This window comes from Brevibacillus migulae (assembly GCF_004521915.1).
In the GTDB taxonomy this organism is placed as follows: Bacteria; Bacillota; Bacilli; order Brevibacillales; family Brevibacillaceae; genus Brevibacillus_F; species Brevibacillus_F migulae.
Genome location: NZ_SDKD01000010.1, coordinates 14,081 through 33,692, shown reverse-complemented (window position 1 = coordinate 33,692; position 19,612 = coordinate 14,081). Strand labels below are relative to the sequence as shown.

General features: G+C 51.5%; 18 protein-coding genes. 17 read left to right on the top strand and 1 reads right to left on the bottom strand.

Going from position 1 to position 19,612, the window contains the following annotated elements; all coding sequences use genetic code 11:
* Positions 1-49: 49 nt before the first annotated feature.
* From EIZ37_RS12990 to EIZ37_RS12910, 17 genes are all read left to right on the top strand, one after another.
* On the top strand, positions 50-1,165 hold the full coding sequence (locus tag EIZ37_RS12990) for a PRK06851 family protein (protein ID WP_134685041.1): 1,116 nt from the start codon (positions 50-52) through the stop codon (positions 1,163-1,165).
* 314 nt (positions 1,166-1,479) lie between these two features.
* Positions 1,480-2,466, top strand: a complete 987-nt coding sequence (locus EIZ37_RS12985) for a 2-hydroxyacid dehydrogenase (RefSeq protein WP_134685040.1) — start codon at positions 1,480-1,482, stop codon at positions 2,464-2,466.
* Positions 2,467-2,531: 65 nt separating this feature from the next.
* On the top strand, positions 2,532-3,584 hold the full coding sequence (locus EIZ37_RS12980; RefSeq protein ID WP_134685039.1) for a TRAP transporter substrate-binding protein: 1,053 nt from the start codon (positions 2,532-2,534) through the stop codon (positions 3,582-3,584).
* Positions 3,584-4,138: a TRAP transporter small permease gene (locus EIZ37_RS12975; protein ID WP_235828006.1), complete on the top strand. Its 555-nt coding sequence runs from the start codon at positions 3,584-3,586 to the stop codon at positions 4,136-4,138. The genes EIZ37_RS12980 and EIZ37_RS12975 overlap by 1 nt, the downstream gene beginning before the upstream one ends.
* On the top strand, positions 4,139-5,416 hold the full coding sequence (locus EIZ37_RS12970) for a TRAP transporter large permease (protein WP_134685037.1): 1,278 nt from the start codon (positions 4,139-4,141) through the stop codon (positions 5,414-5,416). It begins immediately after the preceding gene.
* 12 nt (positions 5,417-5,428) lie between these two features.
* Positions 5,429-6,457 carry a C-terminal binding protein gene (locus tag EIZ37_RS12965; RefSeq protein WP_134685036.1) on the top strand — a complete coding sequence of 343 codons (1,029 nt, stop codon included), beginning with the start codon at positions 5,429-5,431 and terminating at the stop codon, positions 6,455-6,457.
* A 32-nt stretch (positions 6,458-6,489) separates the two neighbouring features.
* Entirely contained in the window at positions 6,490-7,545 is a 1,056-nt protein-coding gene (locus tag EIZ37_RS12960; RefSeq protein WP_134685035.1) for a TRAP transporter substrate-binding protein, read from the top strand.
* A gap of 12 nt (positions 7,546-7,557) precedes the next feature.
* Entirely contained in the window at positions 7,558-8,808 is a 1,251-nt protein-coding gene (locus EIZ37_RS12955) for a nickel pincer cofactor-dependent isomerase, group 22 (protein WP_134685034.1), read from the top strand.
* Positions 8,809-8,838: 30 nt separating this feature from the next.
* Positions 8,839-11,034 (top strand): dihydroxy-acid dehydratase domain-containing protein, encoded by a 2,196-nt coding sequence (locus EIZ37_RS12950; protein WP_134685033.1) that lies wholly within the window; start codon positions 8,839-8,841, stop codon positions 11,032-11,034.
* Positions 11,035-11,052: 18 nt separating this feature from the next.
* On the top strand, positions 11,053-12,012 hold the full coding sequence (locus EIZ37_RS12945; protein ID WP_134685032.1) for a U32 family peptidase: 960 nt from the start codon (positions 11,053-11,055) through the stop codon (positions 12,010-12,012).
* Positions 12,013-12,090: 78 nt separating this feature from the next.
* On the top strand, positions 12,091-12,864 hold the full coding sequence (locus EIZ37_RS12940; protein ID WP_134685031.1) for an IclR family transcriptional regulator: 774 nt from the start codon (positions 12,091-12,093) through the stop codon (positions 12,862-12,864).
* A gap of 80 nt (positions 12,865-12,944) precedes the next feature.
* A complete protein-coding gene (locus tag EIZ37_RS12935; RefSeq protein ID WP_134685030.1) occupies positions 12,945-13,841 on the top strand; it encodes a fumarylacetoacetate hydrolase family protein in 897 nt (298 codons plus the stop codon).
* A 74-nt stretch (positions 13,842-13,915) separates the two neighbouring features.
* Positions 13,916-14,221, top strand: coding sequence for a UxaA family hydrolase (locus EIZ37_RS12930; RefSeq protein WP_134685029.1), 306 nt, complete (start codon positions 13,916-13,918; stop codon positions 14,219-14,221).
* A complete protein-coding gene (locus tag EIZ37_RS12925; RefSeq protein WP_134685028.1) occupies positions 14,163-15,380 on the top strand; it encodes a UxaA family hydrolase in 1,218 nt (405 codons plus the stop codon). Before EIZ37_RS12930 ends, EIZ37_RS12925 begins: the two co-directional genes overlap by 59 nt.
* A 25-nt stretch (positions 15,381-15,405) precedes the next feature.
* Positions 15,406-16,872 (top strand): alpha-ketoglutaric semialdehyde dehydrogenase GucD, encoded by a 1,467-nt coding sequence (gene gucD / locus EIZ37_RS12920; RefSeq protein WP_134685027.1) that lies wholly within the window; start codon positions 15,406-15,408, stop codon positions 16,870-16,872.
* A 224-nt stretch (positions 16,873-17,096) separates the two neighbouring features.
* A complete protein-coding gene (locus tag EIZ37_RS12915) occupies positions 17,097-18,227 on the top strand; it encodes a YdcF family protein (protein ID WP_134685026.1) in 1,131 nt (376 codons plus the stop codon).
* An 86-nt stretch (positions 18,228-18,313) separates the two neighbouring features.
* A complete protein-coding gene (locus tag EIZ37_RS12910) occupies positions 18,314-19,114 on the top strand; it encodes a helix-turn-helix domain-containing protein (RefSeq protein ID WP_235828004.1) in 801 nt (266 codons plus the stop codon).
* A 54-nt stretch (positions 19,115-19,168) separates the two neighbouring features.
* Here EIZ37_RS12910 and EIZ37_RS12905 read toward each other — a convergent pair whose 3' ends face one another.
* Complete coding sequence (locus tag EIZ37_RS12905; RefSeq protein WP_134685025.1) at positions 19,169-19,594, bottom strand: VOC family protein; 426 nt, start codon at positions 19,592-19,594, stop codon at positions 19,169-19,171.
* Positions 19,595-19,612 lie beyond the last annotated feature (18 nt).

Below are 19,612 nucleotides of genomic sequence, written 5' to 3'. Positions count from 1 at the left end.
AGGATAAGGTTCAATTTTCTTCGGTAAATCGCTTCAAAGGAGTGCTAGTATGCCAGGAAAGATTCTGAATTACTATGCGGGAGGAAACACGGCCCGCGGATTTCACAATCTGTTTTCGTCCAATCTGCAAGGGCTGCAAAGACTGTTCATTTTAAAAGGGGGACCTGGAACTGGCAAATCCACCTTGATGAAAGAGCTGGGCAAGCGATGGGCAGAGCTCGGCTATGACCTTGAATACATCCATTGCGGTTCCGATAACGGGTCGATCGATGGAGTGATTATCCCTGCGCTTCAGGTTGGCATTGTCGATGGCACAGCACCACATGTGATTGAACCGGAAGCACCGGGTGCAATCGAAGAATATGTGAATCTGGGGGAAGCCTGGGATCACAGCAAATTGGCGCCGCGCACAGCGGATATTCAGCGCATCTCGGCAAGCATCCGGGAATGCTACCAACAAGCGTATGAAACATTCGCAGCAGCTCTGCGGATTCATGATGAATGGGAAAAACCGTATATTGCAAACCTGGATTTTACGAAAGCAAATGTACTAACGGCAGAATTGATCGAGTCTCTTTTCGCCGGTAGAAAGGGAACGGGAGAAGGTCTTGCGAAGCATCGTTTTCTAGGGGCGGCCACACCCAAGGGACCCGTTGACTTCATCCAAAACCTGACGGAAGAACTGCCGCACCGTTACTTTCTCAAGGGGCGTCCCGGGTCCGGGAAGTCTACGCTGCTGAAGAAGCTGGCCGCTCATGCCGAACAAAATGGATTTGCCGTCGAAGTGTATCATTGCGGCTTTGATCCAAATAGCCTCGATATGGTAATCGTGAGGGAATTGGGCTGGGCCATTTTTGACAGCACCGCGCCTCATGAGCATTTTCCGGATAGAGACGGGGATCGAGTCATCGATATGTACGAGCGGATCATCACGCCTGGCACAGATGAAGTATATGCGGATGAGATCGCGGCCATCTCCAAACGCTATAAAGAGGCAATGAATGTGGCGACCGGTCATTTGGCTCAGGCAAAAGCCTTGCATGATGAGCTGGAGGCGATTTACATCGATTCGATGGACTATTCCATAGTGGATGATCTGCGTGAACGGATCCATGAACAGATCGCTTTGCGGGCAAAAGCGAAACAACCGGTACAAGAAGACTGACGTATGTGATAGAATAAACGTCCTGCTGAATCAGGTGGGACGTTTTTGTCATGCTAATCGTGAAAAATGGTCCATTCGAAGCATTTTGTTTAGATATGAATCAGAATTATCGAAATTGATTGACATCAATTTCCGCTGACGCTAGTATATTGGGTAAAGAATCAATCGATTTGAGAAACAAGATGCCGCACTTATAAAACCGGGTTTTACAATATAAAACCAATTCAGGTCTAAGCCTTTTCTTTATTTGATAACTTGAATGCGCTTACATGTATGTGTCTTTACCGATAGATGAGAAGAGGGGGGCGTAAATCTTGAAGCCAAAAGTATTTGTCACCAAACCGATCCCTGAACAAGTCGAGGCTTATTTGAACACTCATTGCGAACTGGACAAATGGGAAGGACCCGAAGAAATCCCCCGCCAACAGCTGTTGGACCGCATCGCGGATGTCGAAGGGCTTCTGACGACCGGCGGCAGCATCGATCAGGAATTGCTTGCTCATGCGCCACGGCTGAGAGTTGTCAGCAATATATCAGTCGGCTACAACAATTTTGACCTGCAGGCGATGAGAAAACGTGGCGTATGGGGAACGAATACGCCGCATGTATTGACGGAAACGGTCGCTGACTTAGCCTTTGCCTTGATCCTGGCGACAGCCCGCAGAGTTGCCGAGCTGGATAAGCTCGTGAAAGAAGGGAGATGGACCGACAGTACGGATGAAATGCTTTTCGGTACCGATGTCCATGGCAAAACGCTCGGCATTATCGGTATGGGAAGAATCGGTGCGGCCATCGCAAAGCGCGCCCGATACGGTTTTGACATGACGGTGTCTTATTACAATCGACATCCGCGACCCGACTTGGAAGAACAATGGGGAGTTACCTATCTCCCGCTCAACAACCTCCTACAAACCTCAGATTTTGTACTGACAATGATCCCCCTCACAGACGACACCATCCACTTCATAGGCAAAGAACAATTTGCACAAATGAAACCTACCGCCATTTTCATTAACGTATCCCGAGGAAAAATCGTAGACGAATTCGCATTAATCGAAGCGCTCAAGAAAAAGCAAATCTGGGGTGCCGGCCTCGATGTTTTTGAGGAAGAACCCGTTTCACCCGTCAATCCGCTCCTGCAAATGCCAAATGTAGTCACCCTGCCGCATATTGGTTCGGCGACCAAGCAAACAAGATTGGCGATGGCCATGCTGGCGGCGAAAAATCTGGTCGCGGCCCTGCAAGGGAATGAGCCGCCTGATCTCGTCCCGGAGCTGCGAATGGCAAGAAAAAGGGAATGATCGTCCTTTCTATGGCTACGTGGCAAAACTCAGTTTTATAATATAAAACAAATGGGGGTCGCATCATGAAGAAACGTGTTTCCATGCTTCTTGGCTTGTTTCTATCATCCGTGCTATTGCTCACTGCCTGTGCAGGTCAACAAACGACTGGCGGCAACGCGAACAGCCAACAGGGCGGTGCCGCCAGCGGAAAAGCAGTCACGCTAAAAGTAGCCAATTATTTTGCCACCGATCATCCACAGAATGTGGCTTTGCGTGAAAAATTCAAAAAGATCGTGGAGGAAAAGTCGGGCGGTTCGCTGCAGGTGCAAATCTATGACAACAGCAAGCTCGGCGCGGAAAAGGAATTCTACGACGGGGTGCGCAACGGAACGATCGAGATGGGGATTCCCGGGCTGATCATGCAGGCTGACATACCGAAAATGGCGGTCGGCGAATGGCCGTTCTTGTTCAAGGATTTCGCCCATGCAAAAAAAGTGTTCAATGGACCGCTCGGCAAAGAGATGACAGAGGAAATGGAAAGCAAGCACGGGGTACATGTGCTGGCGTGGAGCGCGAACGGCTTTCGCATGTTCTCTAGCAACAAGCCGATTAGCAAGCTCGAAGATTTCCAGGGGCTGCGGCTGCGCATGCCGAACATACCGAATTACATCAAGCTAGGACAGCTGCTGGGCGCCAATATCACACCGATGCCCATCTCCGAAGTGTTTACCGCACTCGAGCAAAAAGTCGTGGATGGTCAGGATAATCCGATTGCCACACTGAAGGCATCCGGCTGGTATGAAGTGCAGACGGATGTGCTGGAATCCAATCATATGTTCAGCCCAAATCTGTATATCATCAACGCAAAACTGTGGAGCCAGCTGACGGATGAGCAGAAGAACATCATCGAGGAAGCAGCGAAAACTTCTGCAGAATACGAGTGGGAGCTTTTGGAGAAGAGCTTCGAAGAGGATAAGAAATTCCTTCAGGAAAAGGGGATCACGTTTACCACACCTGACGATTCATTCCGCCAAGCGATGGAACAAGCTGCGCAGCCGCTTTATGAAGAGTTTTACAAAACGTATCCATGGGCCAAAGAAATGGTGGAGAAAATCAAAAAGGAGGCGGGGCAGTAGTGAGCAGGGCCCAATCTTTTCTCAGTCGTCTATTGAATGGTGCGATCGCATTTTCGCTGGCATTCATGGCCATTCTTGTTTTCGGCAATGTGGTATTGCGTTACGCCTTTAACTCGGGAATCACCTGGTCCGAAGAGATGTCCCGCTTTCTGTTTATCTGGCTGACCTTTTTAGGAGCAATTGGCGCTCTGAAAGAGAATCAGCATCTCGGTGTCGATATGTTCGTCAAGCGGTTATCCCCTGCATGGAAAACCGCAGCATTTGTGGTTATCAACGCTGCAATGCTGTATGTGCTGTGGCTGGTCTTGGACGGTAGCTGGAAGATGACCCTGATCAACATGGACAGTAAAGCCCCGGCTACAGGAATGCCGCTCGCCTATGTGTACGGCATAGGGATCGTCATGAGTCTTTGCATGGCTGTCATCATGCTGTGGAATGTATATCGCGTCCTTTTCGGGAAGCGTTCAGTTGAGGAGCTGATGAAGATACAGGAATCGGAAGAAGAGCTGCTGGTATCCGGACAGCAACAATACGTGCAGGGCGGTGGGAGGTAAATGACGTTAGCGGTATTTCTCGGATCTTTGGTCGGTGTCATGGCGCTTGGCATGCCGATCGCGTTCGCCCTGCTCTTCAGCGGCGTGGCGCTCATGATTTATCTCGATATCTTCGACAGCCAAATCATTGCCCAAAACCTGATTAACGGCGCTGACAACTTCCCGCTGATGGCGATTCCGTTTTTCATCCTGGCTGGGGAAATCATGAATGCGGGCGGCATTTCCAAGCGGATCATCCAGTTTGCCCTGGCGTTGGTCGGACATATTCGCGGCGGTTTGGGCTTTGTAGCGATACTTGCAAGCATCTTGTTCGCCGGTCTGTCCGGCTCAGCGGTGGCGGATACGGCAGCACTCGGTGCGATTTTGATCCCGATGATGGTGAAAGCGGGATATGACCGCAACCGTTCGACAGGCTTGCTCGCGGCGGGAGGCATTATCGCGCCCATCATCCCGCCGAGCATCCCGATGATTGTATTTGGGGTCACCAGCGGTCTTTCCATTACCAAATTGTTTATGGCAGGGATTGTGCCGGGTCTGCTGATCGGTGTCGGCTTGATGATCACCTGGTGGGTAATTGTTCGCAAAAATGATTATGAAGTGCTTCCGCGCCGCTCCGCAGCAGAAATATGGGGAGCCACCAAAGGAGCTGTCTGGGCATTGCTTTTGCCCGTGATCATCGTGGGAGGACTGCGTGGGGGCGTGTTTACACCCACCGAAGCGGCGGTAGTTGCCGCTTTCTATGCCTTGTTTGTAGGTGTGTTCATCTACAAGGAGCTGCGTATCGGGAAGCTCTATGAATTGCTTGTCAACTCTGCCAAGACGACAAGCGTGGTGATGTTCCTCGTGGCAGCAGCGATGGTATCTGCGTGGCTGATTACCGTAGCGAATATCCCGGATGCGTTGACGACATTATTAGGCCCGCTTGTAGAAAGCCCACTATTGTTATTGATCGTCATTAATGTGATCGTCCTGTTGGTGGGAACGGCGATGGATCTCACCCCAACCATCCTGATTTTGACGCCGGTATTGATGCCCATCATCGATCAAGCCGGCATCGATCCGATCTATTTCGGGGTGCTGTTCATCCTGAATAACTGTATCGGTCTCTTGACCCCGCCTGTCGGAACGGTGCTCAACGTAGCTTGCGGAGTCGGAAAGATCGGGATGGAGGACATCATGAAAGGGATCTGGCCCTTCTTATTGGTGGAGATCCTCATTCTGTTGCTGTTGATCCTGTTTCCAGCGATTGTTACTGTGCCATTGGATTGGTTTACGTAAGGGGGAAAACCGGTGAAAAAGTGGAAAGTCGTCGTGACCGATTGGGAATACGCGGATCTGCGGTATGAAGAAGAGATTTTTGATAAGGAGCCTATCGAATTGATCCCCATGCAATGCCGGACCGAGGAGGAAGTGATCGCCGCTTGTCGTGACGCCGACGGATTGATCAACCAGTATGCCCCGCTTAGCCGCAGAGTGATCGAGCAATTGGAGAATTGCAAGGTCATCACGCGCTATGGCGTAGGGGTCAATACCGTTGATTTGCTTGCGGCGACAGAAAAGGGAATATGTGTGGCGAATGTGCCGGATTACTGTCTGGATGAAGTAGCTGACCACGCCCTTGCGCTGCTTCTTTCTTGGACGCGAAAGATTACGGTAGCCAATCAGGCGGTAAAAAACGGCGTGTGGGATTTCAAAGTCACGCAGCCCATTCATCGGCTCCGGGGAAAGGTACTCGGCTTGGTCGGCTTCGGGAAAATCCCGCAATCCCTGCAGCTGAAAACGGCTCCGCTCGGCTTGCAAGCCATCGCCTACGATCCTTTTTTTCCGGAAGAACTGGCAGCGCAACGGGGAGTGGAGCTTGTCTCGCTCGAGGAGCTATGCAGAAGGGCCGACATCATCTCCGTCCATGCCCCTTTGACGGATGAGACAAAAGGTCTTCTGGGAGCTGAGCAATTTGAATGGATGAAAGACAGTGCGCTTATCATCAACACATCGCGTGGCCCTGTGATCGATGAGAATGCCTTACTCTCCGCATTGCAAACAGGGAGAATCGCTGGGGCAGCCCTCGATGTGGTGGAGTATGAACCGATTCAACCTGACAATCCGCTGCTCACGATGGAAAATGTGATCCTGACTCCGCATGTCGCCTGGTATTCCGAGCAAGCAGCGGCAGAGATGAGGGCGAAAGCGGCGCTGGGGGTGGTTGACGTCCTGATTCATGGCGAGTATCCGAAATATTTGGTCAATAAAGAGGTGGAAGCACGGATTCGCCTGCAGCAGTTCCAGACGGAGCAAGCGTATGGGGCTTTGGCAAGATGAAAGAGAAAATGAAAAATGAGGGGGAATCATGAATGAAACGTCGTTTGAAAAACGTACTCATCGGGCTGACTCTGCCTGCCATTTTGCTCATGGCCGGCTGCGGCAACCAAGCATCGTCCGGCACCTCAGGCACGTCAGCGGCTCCTGCCAGCGGCATCCAGGAACGGACGATCAAAGCGGGTATCGGTTTGAATGAAGATCACCCCGAGGGCCAAGGATTGAAGAAGTTTGCCGAGATCGTCGCCCAAAAAAGTGGAGGTAAGCTGAAGGTCCAGCCTTACTTCGCCGCACAGCTGGGTGATGATAAAAAAATGACCGAAGCATTGCAGGCGGGTACACAGGAAATCACCATCCCTTCCACCTCGCCACTTGTCGGAATGATCAAGGAATTCGGGATTTTCGACTTTCCGTTCGTGTTCAACAATGAAAAAGAAGCCGACGCAGTCCTCGATGGTCCGCTTGGCCAAAAGCTGCTGGAGAAGCTGCCTGAGCATAATCTGATCGGTCTGGGCTATTGGGAAAACGGCTTCCGCAACCTGACCAACAGCAAACACCCCGTGGCCAAACCGGAAGACTTCCAAGGGCTGAAGATCCGGACCATGCAAAATCAGGTCCATCTCGAAGCGTTCCAGGCACTGGGAGCAAACCCAACCCCGATGGCGTTCTCGGAAGTATTCACAGCGCTGGAAAGCAAAACCGTCGATGGACAGGAAAATCCATTGGCAACCATCAAATCGAGCAAATTCAATGAAGTGCAGGAGTATTTAAGCGTTACGAAGCACGTCTATACGCCTTTTGTATTTTTGGTAAGCAAAAAGTTCTGGGATAAGCTGTCGCCCGAAGAACAGACCATTCTGAAAGAAGCAGCCGCTGAAGCCGGCGCATTCCAACGCGAAGCCAATCGGGCGGAAAATCAAAAGGCGCTGGATGATCTGAAAGCGGCGGGCATGAAAGTGAACGAAGTGACTCCTGAAGAGATGGCCAACATGCAGGAAATCATCAAGCCGGTTACAGACAAATTTGCCAAAGAATTTGGGGAGGATCTCGTCAAGCAAATGTACGATCAGGTGAAGCAGGCGAGACAGTAAGGGGGAGCGTTCATGGGCGTCATCGAAGCTTTGCTTCACGACATCGCGATTCCGCACATGGTGAAGGTCAGACAGCATTTCCACGCTCCCGAAATCACGAATATACCTGAAGCGGTACGACAAGCGCTGAAAGAAGCGGAGGTACTCAAGCGCATTTTGCCAGGTGACCGTGTGGCGATTGCGGTGGGAAGCCGTGGGGTGGCGGAAATCCCGACAATCGCCCGTGAAGTGGTTAGAGCTGTCAAGGCAGCAGGGGCAAATCCGTTCATCGTACCCGCAATGGGCAGTCATGGGGGAGCCACAGCAGCAGGGCAAAAAGAAGTGTTGGAAGCCTTGGGTGTCACCGAAGCTTTTGTTGAGGCTCCGATCCACTCCAGCATGGAGGTGGTAGAGGTTGGACGATTGGAAAATGGTCTTCCCATTTACACGGATCAGATCGCTTTTCAAGCAGACAAAATCATCGTGATCAATCGGATCAAGCCGCATACCGCGTTTCGCGGTCCAGTGGAGAGCGGGCTGCTCAAAATGATCACGATCGGACTCGGAAAGCAAAAAGGGGCTGAGGCGGCGCATGCTTACGGATTTCAATACATGGCCGAACATGTGGTGGAAATGGCGAAGGCGGTGCTGCAGAAGGCGCCCATCATTTTCGGGCTCGCCACGATCGAAAATGCGTATGATCGACCAGCCCATATCGTAGCGATACCAGCCGAGCAGCTGATCGAGAGGGAACCATCACTATTGCAGGAAGCGAAGGCGCTGATGCCCCGCATCCTATTTTCTCCGCTCGATGTTCTGGTCGTAAATGAAATTGGCAAGGACATTTCCGGGGACGGAATGGATCCGAATATCACGGGCCGGTTTGCCACACCGTACGCGACTGGCGGCGTGGAAGCAGCCCGGACCGTGGTTCTTGGTCTGACTGAAAAAACGCATGGAAATGCCAATGGGATCGGCTTGGCTGACATCACGACAAGGAAAGTATACGAGGCGATTGACTGGGAAAAAGGGTATGCCAATGCGCTTACCAGCACGGTTGTCAATACCGTCAAACTGCCCATGTGGCTGGAAACAGGCGAGCTTGCTGTTAAAGCAGCTATCAAGACATGCAATGCCATCGATGCCACTGCCATCCGGATGGTGCGAATTGCCAACACACTCCACATCAGGGATATATGGATCTCGCAAAGCATGTTGGGGGAAGCACACGAACGAACCGATATCGAGGTTTTATCGGAACCGATGCCGATGAATTTTTCCTAACTTCGGATAGGAGCAAAAGAGGAGGTACGTATGACCAGACGATTTATGCCGATCAGCAATCCGTCGAACCCGTATCGGGACAATGTCCAGGGGAAAGCAAATGAACCGATTTGTGTCGCAGGCCTGCTAGACCGTTCCAAGATGGTCTTAGGCTCCTCTTATGAAGGAGATAAGCCTGACTGGACCTTGGAAGAAATCTATAATCGCTTGGAGGAAAACGCACCCCGCATAGCCATTATCGGGGGCTCATCAGACCATCCTGCCCACATCATGGATGACCAGACCAGTGCTCGTGCGGCCATCCGCATTTGGCAAAATGGCGGGGTTCCCTTCTATTTCTCTACTCCCGTCATGTGCGATGGCACGGCGCAGAGCAACCAGGGGATGAGCTATTCCTTGCAAAGCCGCAATGCGGTTGCGCAAATGGTGGTGAATCAGCTGGAGGCGCACAGCTATCACGGTGCTTTTGTCATACAAGGCTGTGACAAGCAGCCCTTGGGTGTTGTCAGCGGACTCGCCCATCTGGACCGGATTCGCCGGTACCGTGGGGAAGCGCCTTTTTTCGCAACCTTCGCGCCAGCGCATGTGCTGCAGGGTGGAACGATCCCCGCTGACTTGTATGCCGAACTGGAGGATGTCGCTGCACGAGCCGAGGAGCTGGGTGAGAACGATATTGCAGCCGACTTGCGCGATGCGATGGCCTATATCTTGCAATGCTCCTCCAATACGGCTTTCCAAGGGGTGCTGGAACGCGCGGTTGACAGGGGCTTGATCAGCAAGGCAGCGCATAAGGACTTTGAGAAGCGTTTGGCCGTAGCTACCTGTGACGGGAAGGGCGGAGTGTGCGCGTTCAATGGGACCGGAAACAGCTCCCGCCATCTCGTCGCGGGGTTCGGTCTGGTACATCCGGCAGTGGAGCTTCTGACAGCGCCGCCCACCCAAGCTCAGGTGAATCAGGCGATCGACAGCCTGGCCGAAATGATCAACAAACCCGAGTTTGGCGTAGCCAATCTGATCGCTGCCAATATCCAGAATGCGATCCGCATTTACAGTGCTTCGGGAGGCTCCACCAATCTGATGATGCATATCGTCGCGGCGATGATTTATGGCGGCTATCGCTTCCATTTGCAGGATCTGGACCGGATTCATCACGAAGTTCCTGTACCCGATCTGTTTGATTACAGCCTGACGCAGGGGCGGGATATATTCGCCCTGGCAACGCAGTGCTGCAGCGGAAACAGCAGGGGGATGGAAACGCTGTTTTACGAGCTGATGCAAAACGGTGTGCCCATGGATCTTGATGCACCTACAGTTACAGGCACAAGCTGGCGTCAGCGGCTTTCAGATCGAGAGCGTTTGTCTGCCCAGCATGTGAAGGAGAATCCGGTAATTCTCTCCACCCCGCGCCGGCCATTCAGCGGTGTCGATGTGCTGACCGGCAATTTCTTTGAGACAGCGGTCGTGAAGATCAGCGGCATGACGACCAGCCAGCTGGATGAATTCGACCGGAAAGCGGCGTTTGTCCTTTACTACGACAACGAGGAGGATGCCAACCGCAGTCTGCTGGATTCGCGCCTGCTGGAAAAGCTCAAACAAGGCAAAGCCTTCTCCCGCACGAATATGGAGGCTGTCGTGAAACATAATGCGCCTGATTACGAGGAAAGCTGGCTCACGCTTGATGATGAGGGATTGTTCGACCAGATGGTGGAGAACGGCTCGCTGAAACTGGCGGTTGTTATCTCTGGTCAAGGACCACAAGCTTTCGGCATGCCGGAAATGTTTACCCCCATGCAACACATCAATGCGAATCGCCAGTTAAAACGGCTCGCTACCTTGATCAGTGACGGGCGCTATTCCGGAGTCACCTATGGCGCAGCGATCGGTCACATGACACCGGAGGCAAGCCAGGACGGCGGAATCCTCTACCTGCAGACAGGGGATCTACTCTATCTACACCTGCGTCAGGGGAAAATACAGTTTCTGGATGTCGAAGCCTTTCACAACGGCAGTGTGGCATTTTCATTTGAAGGGATCAAGGAACAGAGAGCGGCATTGGCGCAAGAGCGGATGAAAACGATACGCCAGAGGCAAAGACAGGTAGCTGCCAGCAATCGGCTGAGCAATCATACAGATGCTGCGCATGGGGTCGTACCGATTCCTGTGTATGAAGAAGCCACGCTGGATTTTCGAACAGAAGCGAAATTTCTGACTGTGACGACTTCATAGAGAAAGGGTGGAGGGAAGATGAAAGCAACACGTGAAGCGATTCAAAGCCTGGGGTTCCCTGCCGATGATTGCCATGATTTGCCGAGTTCCACAAAGACGTTTCCCGATGGCGCACAGTACCGTGTAGAGATCCCTAGCGTAGAAGGGCCGGCTTCCTTTGAAGCGGTGCTTGAAGCTTGCGACACGTATGACGTCACCATTCACCGGGTATCCCAGGGAAGCGGCATCATGCTTTTGACGGATGAGGAACTGAAGCAGATGGCGCAAATCGGGCACAGGGAAAAGCTGGAAGTAAGCCTGTTTGTCGGACCGCGTGGCACTTGGGATATTACGCCAATGTCTTGGGCCAGTGCGGGAAAGATTGCCGGTCTGCGTGTGCAAGGAATGGATCAGCTGGTCTATTCCATCGAGGATATCAAGCGGGCGTGCGAGGCAGGAATTCGCAGCATTTTAGTGGCCGATGAGGGTTTGCTGTGGCTGGTTGACGCCTTGAAGAAAAGAGGAGAGCTGCCCCATGATTTGTTGGTGAAGATATCCGTGCAGATGGCACAAGCGAATCCGGTATCAATCCGGCTTATGCAAGAAATCGGAGCAGGTACGTACAATGTGCCTACGGATTTAACGCTCGCTCGGCTGGCAGCCATTCGCCAGGCGGTCGATATTCCGCTTGATATTTACGTGGAAGCGCCCGACGATATCGGCGGTTTTATCCGCCATTATGAAATTCCGGAAATCATTCGTGTGGCAGCACCTGTCTATATCAAATTTGGCCTGCGCAATTCCCCGAATATTTACCCGTCCGGTACGCATCTGGAGGAGACCTCCATTCGCTTGTGCAAAGAGCGGGTGCGCCGCGCTCGTATCGGTCTGGACATGATCCAGCGCTATGCACCGGCACTCAAAACGTCAGTGAAAGGCGCGGCAGGATTGGCAGTCCCGGCAACCACGCCTGTTTCGATTACGGATCAAACGGTGTAAAATGATGCATAGGACCCAATTTTATACAGCCTATGCGCCGAAAAAATCCCGTAATCACAAGGGAAAAGGATGGATACGATGCCGATTATTCAAGCAGTCGAACGCGCCCTGAAAATTCTAGATCTTTTTGATGAAACGGAAACCGAACTGAAAATTACCGATATAAGCGAACGGATGCAGCTCCATAAAAGTACCGTTCATTCGCTGCTGAAAACACTGCAATTGCATGGTTATATCGATCAGAATCCGGAAAACGGGAGATACCGCTTAGGCATGAAGTTGTTTGAGCGAGGAAATTTCGTCATTCACGGTTTGGATATTCGCAAAGTAGCGAAGCGCTATCTCGTCGATTTGTCTTTGCAAACGGGACAGACGACTCATCTCGTCATTCTCGATGATAAAGAGGGCGTATACATTGATAAGGTAGAGGGGCAGCTGGCCACGATCCTCTACTCCCGCATTGGCAGGAGAGTTCCTTTGCATTCCAGCGGGGCTGGGAAAGTCTTGATGGCCTTTTTAAAGGAAGAAGAGCAGCAAAAAATTTTAACAGGCTATCGATATGTGGTACACACACCGAACACGATCACGAATGAGGCTGATTTTCGGAAGGAGCTCGCAAAGGTGCGCCAAGCGGGGTACTCAGTCGATAATCAGGAAAACGAGCCGGGCGTCCGGTGCATCGCGGTACCGATCCTGAACCACAAAGGGCAGGTAATCGCCGCGATTAGCATATCGACTTTGGTTTCGCGCGTGGATGACGAACAATTGCAGCAATTTCTGGTGTTGCTCCAGCAGGCTGCAGCGGAAATCTCGGAGCAAATGGGGTATGGTATCGCTCACCAGTCTTCATGAGGGGAAGGCTGGGAGAGCTGAACTGATTTTATGTATGAAAACACGATTCTATCATATAAAACAAATTAAGGAGGCATCTGATGCGAATTATTCGATTCGAGGAATCTTCCGGCTTTGTTTTGGCTGCGGTGACCGACGAACAGCAAGTGTTCCCGCTTCCGCACTCGGATTTTATGGAGCTGGTCAGGGAATCAGAGCAACAACAGACCACTCCCCTCCGGCTTGTGCAGGAAATGATGACGAGCGTCCAACCGCTGGAAAAAAAACTGGAGGATCTGACGCTTTTGGTGCCGCTAGAGGCCGCTGAAGTATGGGCATGCGGGGTAACCTACGAGCGGAGCAGAGAAGCGAGGAACTATGAAGCGACCGGTGGAAAGATGGATAGCGCTACCTTTTATGACAAAGTCTACGATGCAAAGCGGCCAGAGATCTTTTTCAAATCGACAGCAGCCCGCACGGTTGGCCCCAATCAGGATGTGTATTTGCGCAGCGATTCCAATTGGCAAATCCCCGAACCCGAGCTCGGTCTGGTATTAACCAGAGAGGGAAAAATAGTAGGCTACACGGCCGGCAATGACATGAGCTGCCGGGATATTGAGGGAGAAAATCCGCTTTATTTGCCGCAGGCCAAGATGTGGAGGGGGTCTTGCTCGATCGGTCCATCGATCCGTCTGGCCGAAACGGTTTCCGATCCGTATGCCTTCGAGATCATCTGCCGCATCTATCGTGATGGGGAAAAGGTGGTGGACGGCAGCGCGAATACCAGTCAATTGAAAAGAAAGTACGAAGAATTGGTCGAATATTTGGTGAGGGACAATTCCCTTTTTGACGGCACGGTGCTGCTTACCGGCACGTGCATCGTTCCCCCCGATGATTTTACCTTGGCGGATGGGGATCGAATCGAGATTGAAATATCCGGAATCGGGATCTTGACGAATCCGGTGAAAAGCCAAGCGACGAAAAATATCTCCATCTAAATCTGTGCATCGCATTCAGAACATTTAGGCTATTGGAAATCCATCTGTTCATCATTCGTGGAGGGTGTCGACCCATGGACCAATACAAGACCGTCATGATGAAACCGCAAGACAGTGTGGCCGTGGCGCTGACGGATATACCTGCCCAAGCGTCCGTCACCGTCACTTGCCAGGATCGAAGGTTTGAGATTGCGTTAAAAGACACGATTGAATTCGGCCATAAATTTGCCGTGGTTCGCATTCAAAAGGGCGAGGACATATTGAAATACGGGGAAGTCATTGGCATCGCGACAAGGGATATCGAGCAGGGCGAGCATGTCCATGTCCACAATCTGGAAGGAAAACGGGGAAGAGGGGATCGGCTTGGCGACGCTAGCTAATGGGCAGTTTTGGGGATATCGACGTCCGGATGGGCGGGTAGGTGTGCGCAATCATGTGCTGATCCTGCCCACCATCACATGCGCGACCCAAGCTGCGAAGCAAATAACCGAATTGGTGCAGGGGACTGTTTCCTTTATCCATCAGCACGGTTGCGCGCAGGTGGGAAGCGACTATGAGCAGACATTCCGCACTTACGTAGGCATGGGGAGCAATCCGAATGTCTATGGCGTCATCGTGCTTGGACTCGGCTGTGAAACGCATCAGGCGAGAAGCGTAGCAGGTGAAATCGCCAAGACAGGAAAGCCCGTGGAGGTCGTGTCCATTCAGGATCACGGCGGAACACTCGGAACGATCGCGCAAGGGGCAAAGCTAGCGGCCAAAATGGTCAAAGATGCCTCCCGTCAAATGCGGGAAGCTTGTGATTTCCGCGAGCTCATGATCGGGACCGAGTGCGGAGGCTCAGATGCATGCTCGGGGCTATCCGCAAATCCGGCCGTTGGCTTTGTCAGCGATTGGATCGTGGATCACGGGGGGACGGCGATTTTGGCTGAAACGACAGAGCTGATCGGAGCGGAGCATTTGCTGGCGAACCGAGCCGTTGATGAAAAAGTGGCGAAACGTGTATATGAAGTGATCGATGCGATGGAGAAACGCGCCTACCTCATGGGCGTAGATATTCGCACAGGGAATCCAAGTCCCGGAAACATAAAAGGCGGACTGAGCTCACTCGAGGAAAAATCACTGGGAGCCGCCAATAAAGCAGGGAGCAGACCGCTGCAGGAGCTGATCGACTACGCCCAGCAACCAAGCAAAAAGGGACTCGTGTGGATGGATACGCCCGGACACGATATCGAGCAGCTGACAGGCATGGTCGCGGGTGGTGCACAAATCGTGCTGTTTACGACAGGCAGAGGCACACCTACAGGTTCACCGATCGCACCCGTGATCAAAATTGCGACGAACTCGGCCATTTTTGAAAAGATGGCGGACAACATCGATGTCAATGCCGGGACAATTATCGAGGGTACCGAGACCATCGAACAGGTTGGCCAGCGCATCGTGGAGGAAGTGGCCCATGTCGCTTCTGGTAAACTCACATTGGCCGAAATCCTGAAGCAGCACGATTTCGGCATCTGGCGTATCGGCCCGACATTTTGAGGACAAAAGGGAGGAGTGGATTTACATGACAGTGACTACGGAAACAAAAACCTATCTGAATTTTGTAAACGGAGAATGGACGCAGGCAACGACCCAGCAGGTAGAGCCCAGTATCAATCCTGCCAAAAAATCAGAAATCGTCGGATACGTGCAAAAATCCGGAAAAGCCGATCTTGATGCGGCAGTGGCTGCGGCAAAGGCAGCCCAGCGCATGTGGCGCAAGCTTTCTGCCCCTGCACGCGGCGACTATTTGCATAAAGCGGCAAACGCGCTCGAAAAACGTCTGGAGGAAATCGCAGAGACCATGACCAGGGAAATGGGGAAAACCTTTGCCGAAGCGAAAGGCGAGACGGCGCGAGGGGTTGCGATTCTCCGGTATTACGCAGGGGAAGGCATGCGCAAGGTAGGCGACGTGATCCCGTCGACGGACAGCGAAGCGCTGATGTTTACCTCGCGTGTACCCCTTGGGGTTGTCGGCGTCATCACGCCATGGAACTTTCCAGTGGCCATTCCGATCTGGAAAATGGCGCCCGCGCTTGTCTATGGCAATACGGTCGTGTTGAAGCCAGCCCAGGAGACGGCTGTGACTGCGGCGAAAGTCATGGAGTGCTTTGCGGAAGCGGGTTTCCCAGCCGGGGTCGTCAACATGGTGACGGGCCCCGGATCTGTGATCGGACAGGGAATCATTGACCATCCGGATATTCAGGGGATTACGTTTACCGGCTCCAATGAGGTTGGAAAACGAGTAGGCATGGGAGCACTCGCTCGAGGTGCCAAATACCAGCTGGAGATGGGCGGAAAAAATCCGGTGATCGTCGCAGCCGATGCCGATCTGGATCTGGCTGTGGATGCAACCATCAGCGGAGGGCTTCGCTCTACGGGTCAAAAATGCACGGCAACGAGCCGCGTCATCGTCCATAAGGATGTATACGAGCCATTCAAAGAGAAATTATTGGCGAAGGTCAGCCAGCTTACCGTAGGCAACGGATTGCAGGACCATACATGGATGGGTCCATGCGCAAGCGAAAATCAGCTCCAAACGGTGTTGTCCTACATTGAAAAGGGGATTGCGGAAGGCGCTTCGCTGTTATGCGGCGGAAGGCAGTTGACAGAGGATGGTCTGGAAGAAGGCTTTTATGTAGCGCCCACCGTATTTGAAGGTGTTACATCTGACATGACCATTGCGCAGGAGGAAATTTTTGGCCCGGTACTGGCTTTGATCAAGGTGAATTCGATCGAAGAGGCGATCGAAATCGCAAACGATGTCCGTTTCGGGCTAAGCGCTTCCATTTTCACGCAGAATCTTGCCAATATGCTTGCTTTTATCAACGACATTGATGCGGGGCTAGTGCGCGTGAATGCAGAATCGGCAGGAGTAGAGCTGCAAGCGCCATTTGGCGGCATGAAGCAATCGAGCTCCCATTCCCGTGAGCAGGGGCAAGCGGCGATTGAGTTTTTTACTTCGATAAAAACGGTCTTTGTCAAACCTTAACAGAGATGATGATTCTTCACAAAAACATTACGTTCCCACGATAAGTGACAAGGTAAACTAGGCATGAGTCGAGACGGATGGAATACGGTTTAGAAACTGCCCATTTCCGCTTTCTGCTTATGCCTTTTTCCGTGTTCATATGGGAGGTGTCATACCGAGTTGTCGATCTGAATGTTTTGTCGGTTGCGTTGAAAGATCCGTAAAAAATAGGGAGGGACACGTCTATGACGTCGATTCAAAAGCGCTTTTGCCTGACTTTGGCGTTGGTAGTATCCACAGCTTCATTGACAAGTGCAGCATTTCCTTCTTTCGCTGCCGCTGAAGACCAAGCCCTACAATCTGTGAAAAATGACGAACCAACAGCAGAACGAATCGGACAGTACATCGATACGGCTATGCACTTCTATTGGCATGGCGGCGACTTGAAAAAAGCGGAACAGGAAATCTTCAAAGGGATTACCTTGAAAGGCAAATATGATGTTGTTGAAAATGCCTTTAAAGAAGCGACGATTTTGGATCCGTACAATCTGGATTTAAAATTTTCGCTTGCGTCTGCACAAATTACACAGAAAAAAGTATCGGAAGCGTTGCATACCTATCAGCAAATCCTCAATCTGCAACCCGAACATTTTAACGCAACGCTTCTTTACGCTGTCTATTCGAAAGTAAACGGGGATGAGGCTACTTACAAGCGGATGATGGCCAAGCTAGATCAGATCGACGCGGCAAAAGCAGCGCAATTCCGTGAAAAGCTCAGTACAACAGAAGCGTTTTTCAAGCTGCCCTTGCTGTTGGAGGCACCTGACGATCTGCCGAAAGAAAAGCATGCCATCGTCATCCTGGGGTACGCGCTGGCTGACGACGGATCCATGCAACCCACGCTGGTAGAACGTCTGAAAACCGGTCTTTCCGTCGCCAAGAAATATCCGCAAGCGAAAATCATCGTTACGGGCGGAGTGCCCAAAAATGGAGTGACGGAAGCGGATGCGATGACAAAATGGCTGCTTGAGCAGGGAATCGAAAAAGAACGGATTTTACCGGAAAACAAGGCGACTGACACAGTTGAAAATGCACTGTTCTCCACTGCGATTTTGGAGCAGCACGGGATCCGGCATGTCACGTTAGTCTCAAGCGCGAGCCATATCCGCAGAGGCATGACGATCTTCACCGAAATCAGTGATTATTACGCAAAGATGAGCGGAACTGGTCAACCTCGCACTTTTACAAACGTCGTGTATCTGGACTATCCAACGCTAGAAGAAGCGCAAACGGTCACAAAGGATGAAAAGTTAGTTGTGTACCGCGACCTGTTTCGTGCTGCAGGCATCTGGCAATTCCCGGGGGTTCAGCGATAGTTACTGACTGACCTTCATATATTGATTGTATATATGTTACAATGGGAGAAATGTCTATTAGCGCAAGCGAGGTGGAAGGTCTATACATGATGACAGAGAAATATCCTGAAATCGATGAGGTGATCTCATATATTCAGCAGCATCTCTATGAGCCGCTTCCGCTTTCACGGTTAGCCAGCTATGTTTCCTATAGTCCCTATCATTTTACACGCATTTTTAAAGAACGAACCGGGCTGACTCCCTTGTACTATGTTTCCGCCATGCGCTTGCAAAAGGCGAAAGATTTGTTATTGCACACCAATTTAACCGTTCGAGATATTGGGATGGAGATCGGGCAGCAGAGCCTTGGGACGTTTACTACCCGATTTACGGAGCGGGTCGGAGTGACGCCCGCCCATTTCCGCAATTCGGTGCTGCAAGCGGAAGAACAATTTCAACATTTGCAAGAGCTCAGTCGTTGGCGCAAGTCTTCAGATATTGCTCAACAGATGGGGATCGTTGAAGGAACCATTCGTGCTGAGGTGCCATTTGATGGGGTTGTGCTTATCGGCTTGTTTGCAAAACCAATCCCAGAAGGTATTCCTCTTTACGGAACATTGCTGTCTTCTCTGGGTCATTTCTGTTTTACTGGCGTGAAGCCGGGAACTTATTATCTGATGGCGACATCCGTGGCTTGGGGTTCCCAAGCGAAGGACTTTTTGCTGCCGTACTCCACACTGCGCACCCGATCGAGGGATCCAATCATCGTAACGCCTTATGCTAGAGTTCCCCATCAGGATGTCATGCTCCATGTCCCTCGCGTAGACGATCCCCCCATTTTGATTTCCCTGCATTTGTTGATGAATAACTTTCTTAAGAAACAAGCTTTCCAAAATAGCATGCGATAGTAAACAACAAAAACAGCCCGTCCAAAAAATTTGCGGACAGGGCTGTTTTGTTTGCTATTGCTGACCTTCCGTATAGATGTGAAAGGTAACTCCAAACTTGTCGGTCACCATCCCATAAGCGGGGCTAAAAGATGTTTCTTGCAGCGGCATGCTCACTTTGCCATCCTGCTGCAGTGCATCAAAGATTTGCTGGGATCTATCCTTGTCTTTCGTGGTAATGCAGATTGTTACCTGATTTCCCTGTACAACCGGGTGACCTGGAAACGTATCTGAAAACATCAAATCCGAGTCCCCGATTTTTACCATGGCATGAGCTACAAGTCCCTTTGCTTCCTCAGGCATGGGAAATTCCGGGTTTTCCGGCATTTCTTCGTACGTTGAGAGAAACATAGGTTTCGCATCCAATGCTTTTTCGTAAAATTGGATCGCTTCCTTTGCATTTCCGTCCATGATTAAGTACGGGGTTACTTGTAAAGACATGTTCAATCAGCTCCTTTG

What these genes read in the sequence shown, in the direction of transcription:
- gucD (WP_134685027.1), top strand. Translation starts at nt 15,406, where the DNA reads ATGACAGTGACTACGGAAACAAAAACCTATCTGAATTTTGTAAACGGA.
- EIZ37_RS12960 (WP_134685035.1), top strand. Translation starts at nt 6,490, where the DNA reads ATGAAACGTCGTTTGAAAAACGTACTCATCGGGCTGACTCTGCCTGCC.
- EIZ37_RS12955 (WP_134685034.1), top strand. Translation starts at nt 7,558, where the DNA reads ATGGGCGTCATCGAAGCTTTGCTTCACGACATCGCGATTCCGCACATG.
- EIZ37_RS12940 (WP_134685031.1), top strand. Translation starts at nt 12,091, where the DNA reads ATGCCGATTATTCAAGCAGTCGAACGCGCCCTGAAAATTCTAGATCTT.
- EIZ37_RS12970 (WP_134685037.1), top strand. Translation starts at nt 4,139, where the DNA reads ATGACGTTAGCGGTATTTCTCGGATCTTTGGTCGGTGTCATGGCGCTT.
- EIZ37_RS12945 (WP_134685032.1), top strand. Translation starts at nt 11,053, where the DNA reads ATGAAAGCAACACGTGAAGCGATTCAAAGCCTGGGGTTCCCTGCCGAT.
- EIZ37_RS12930 (WP_134685029.1), top strand. Translation starts at nt 13,916, where the DNA reads ATGGACCAATACAAGACCGTCATGATGAAACCGCAAGACAGTGTGGCC.
- EIZ37_RS12935 (WP_134685030.1), top strand. Translation starts at nt 12,945, where the DNA reads ATGCGAATTATTCGATTCGAGGAATCTTCCGGCTTTGTTTTGGCTGCG.
- EIZ37_RS12910 (WP_235828004.1), top strand. Translation starts at nt 18,314, where the DNA reads ATGATGACAGAGAAATATCCTGAAATCGATGAGGTGATCTCATATATT.
- EIZ37_RS12990 (WP_134685041.1), top strand. Translation starts at nt 50, where the DNA reads ATGCCAGGAAAGATTCTGAATTACTATGCGGGAGGAAACACGGCCCGC.
- EIZ37_RS12905 (WP_134685025.1), bottom strand. Translation starts at nt 19,594, where the DNA reads ATGTCTTTACAAGTAACCCCGTACTTAATCATGGACGGAAATGCAAAG.
- EIZ37_RS12915 (WP_134685026.1), top strand. Translation starts at nt 17,097, where the DNA reads ATGACGTCGATTCAAAAGCGCTTTTGCCTGACTTTGGCGTTGGTAGTA.
- EIZ37_RS12980 (WP_134685039.1), top strand. Translation starts at nt 2,532, where the DNA reads ATGAAGAAACGTGTTTCCATGCTTCTTGGCTTGTTTCTATCATCCGTG.
- EIZ37_RS12950 (WP_134685033.1), top strand. Translation starts at nt 8,839, where the DNA reads ATGACCAGACGATTTATGCCGATCAGCAATCCGTCGAACCCGTATCGG.
- EIZ37_RS12925 (WP_134685028.1), top strand. Translation starts at nt 14,163, where the DNA reads ATGTCCACAATCTGGAAGGAAAACGGGGAAGAGGGGATCGGCTTGGCG.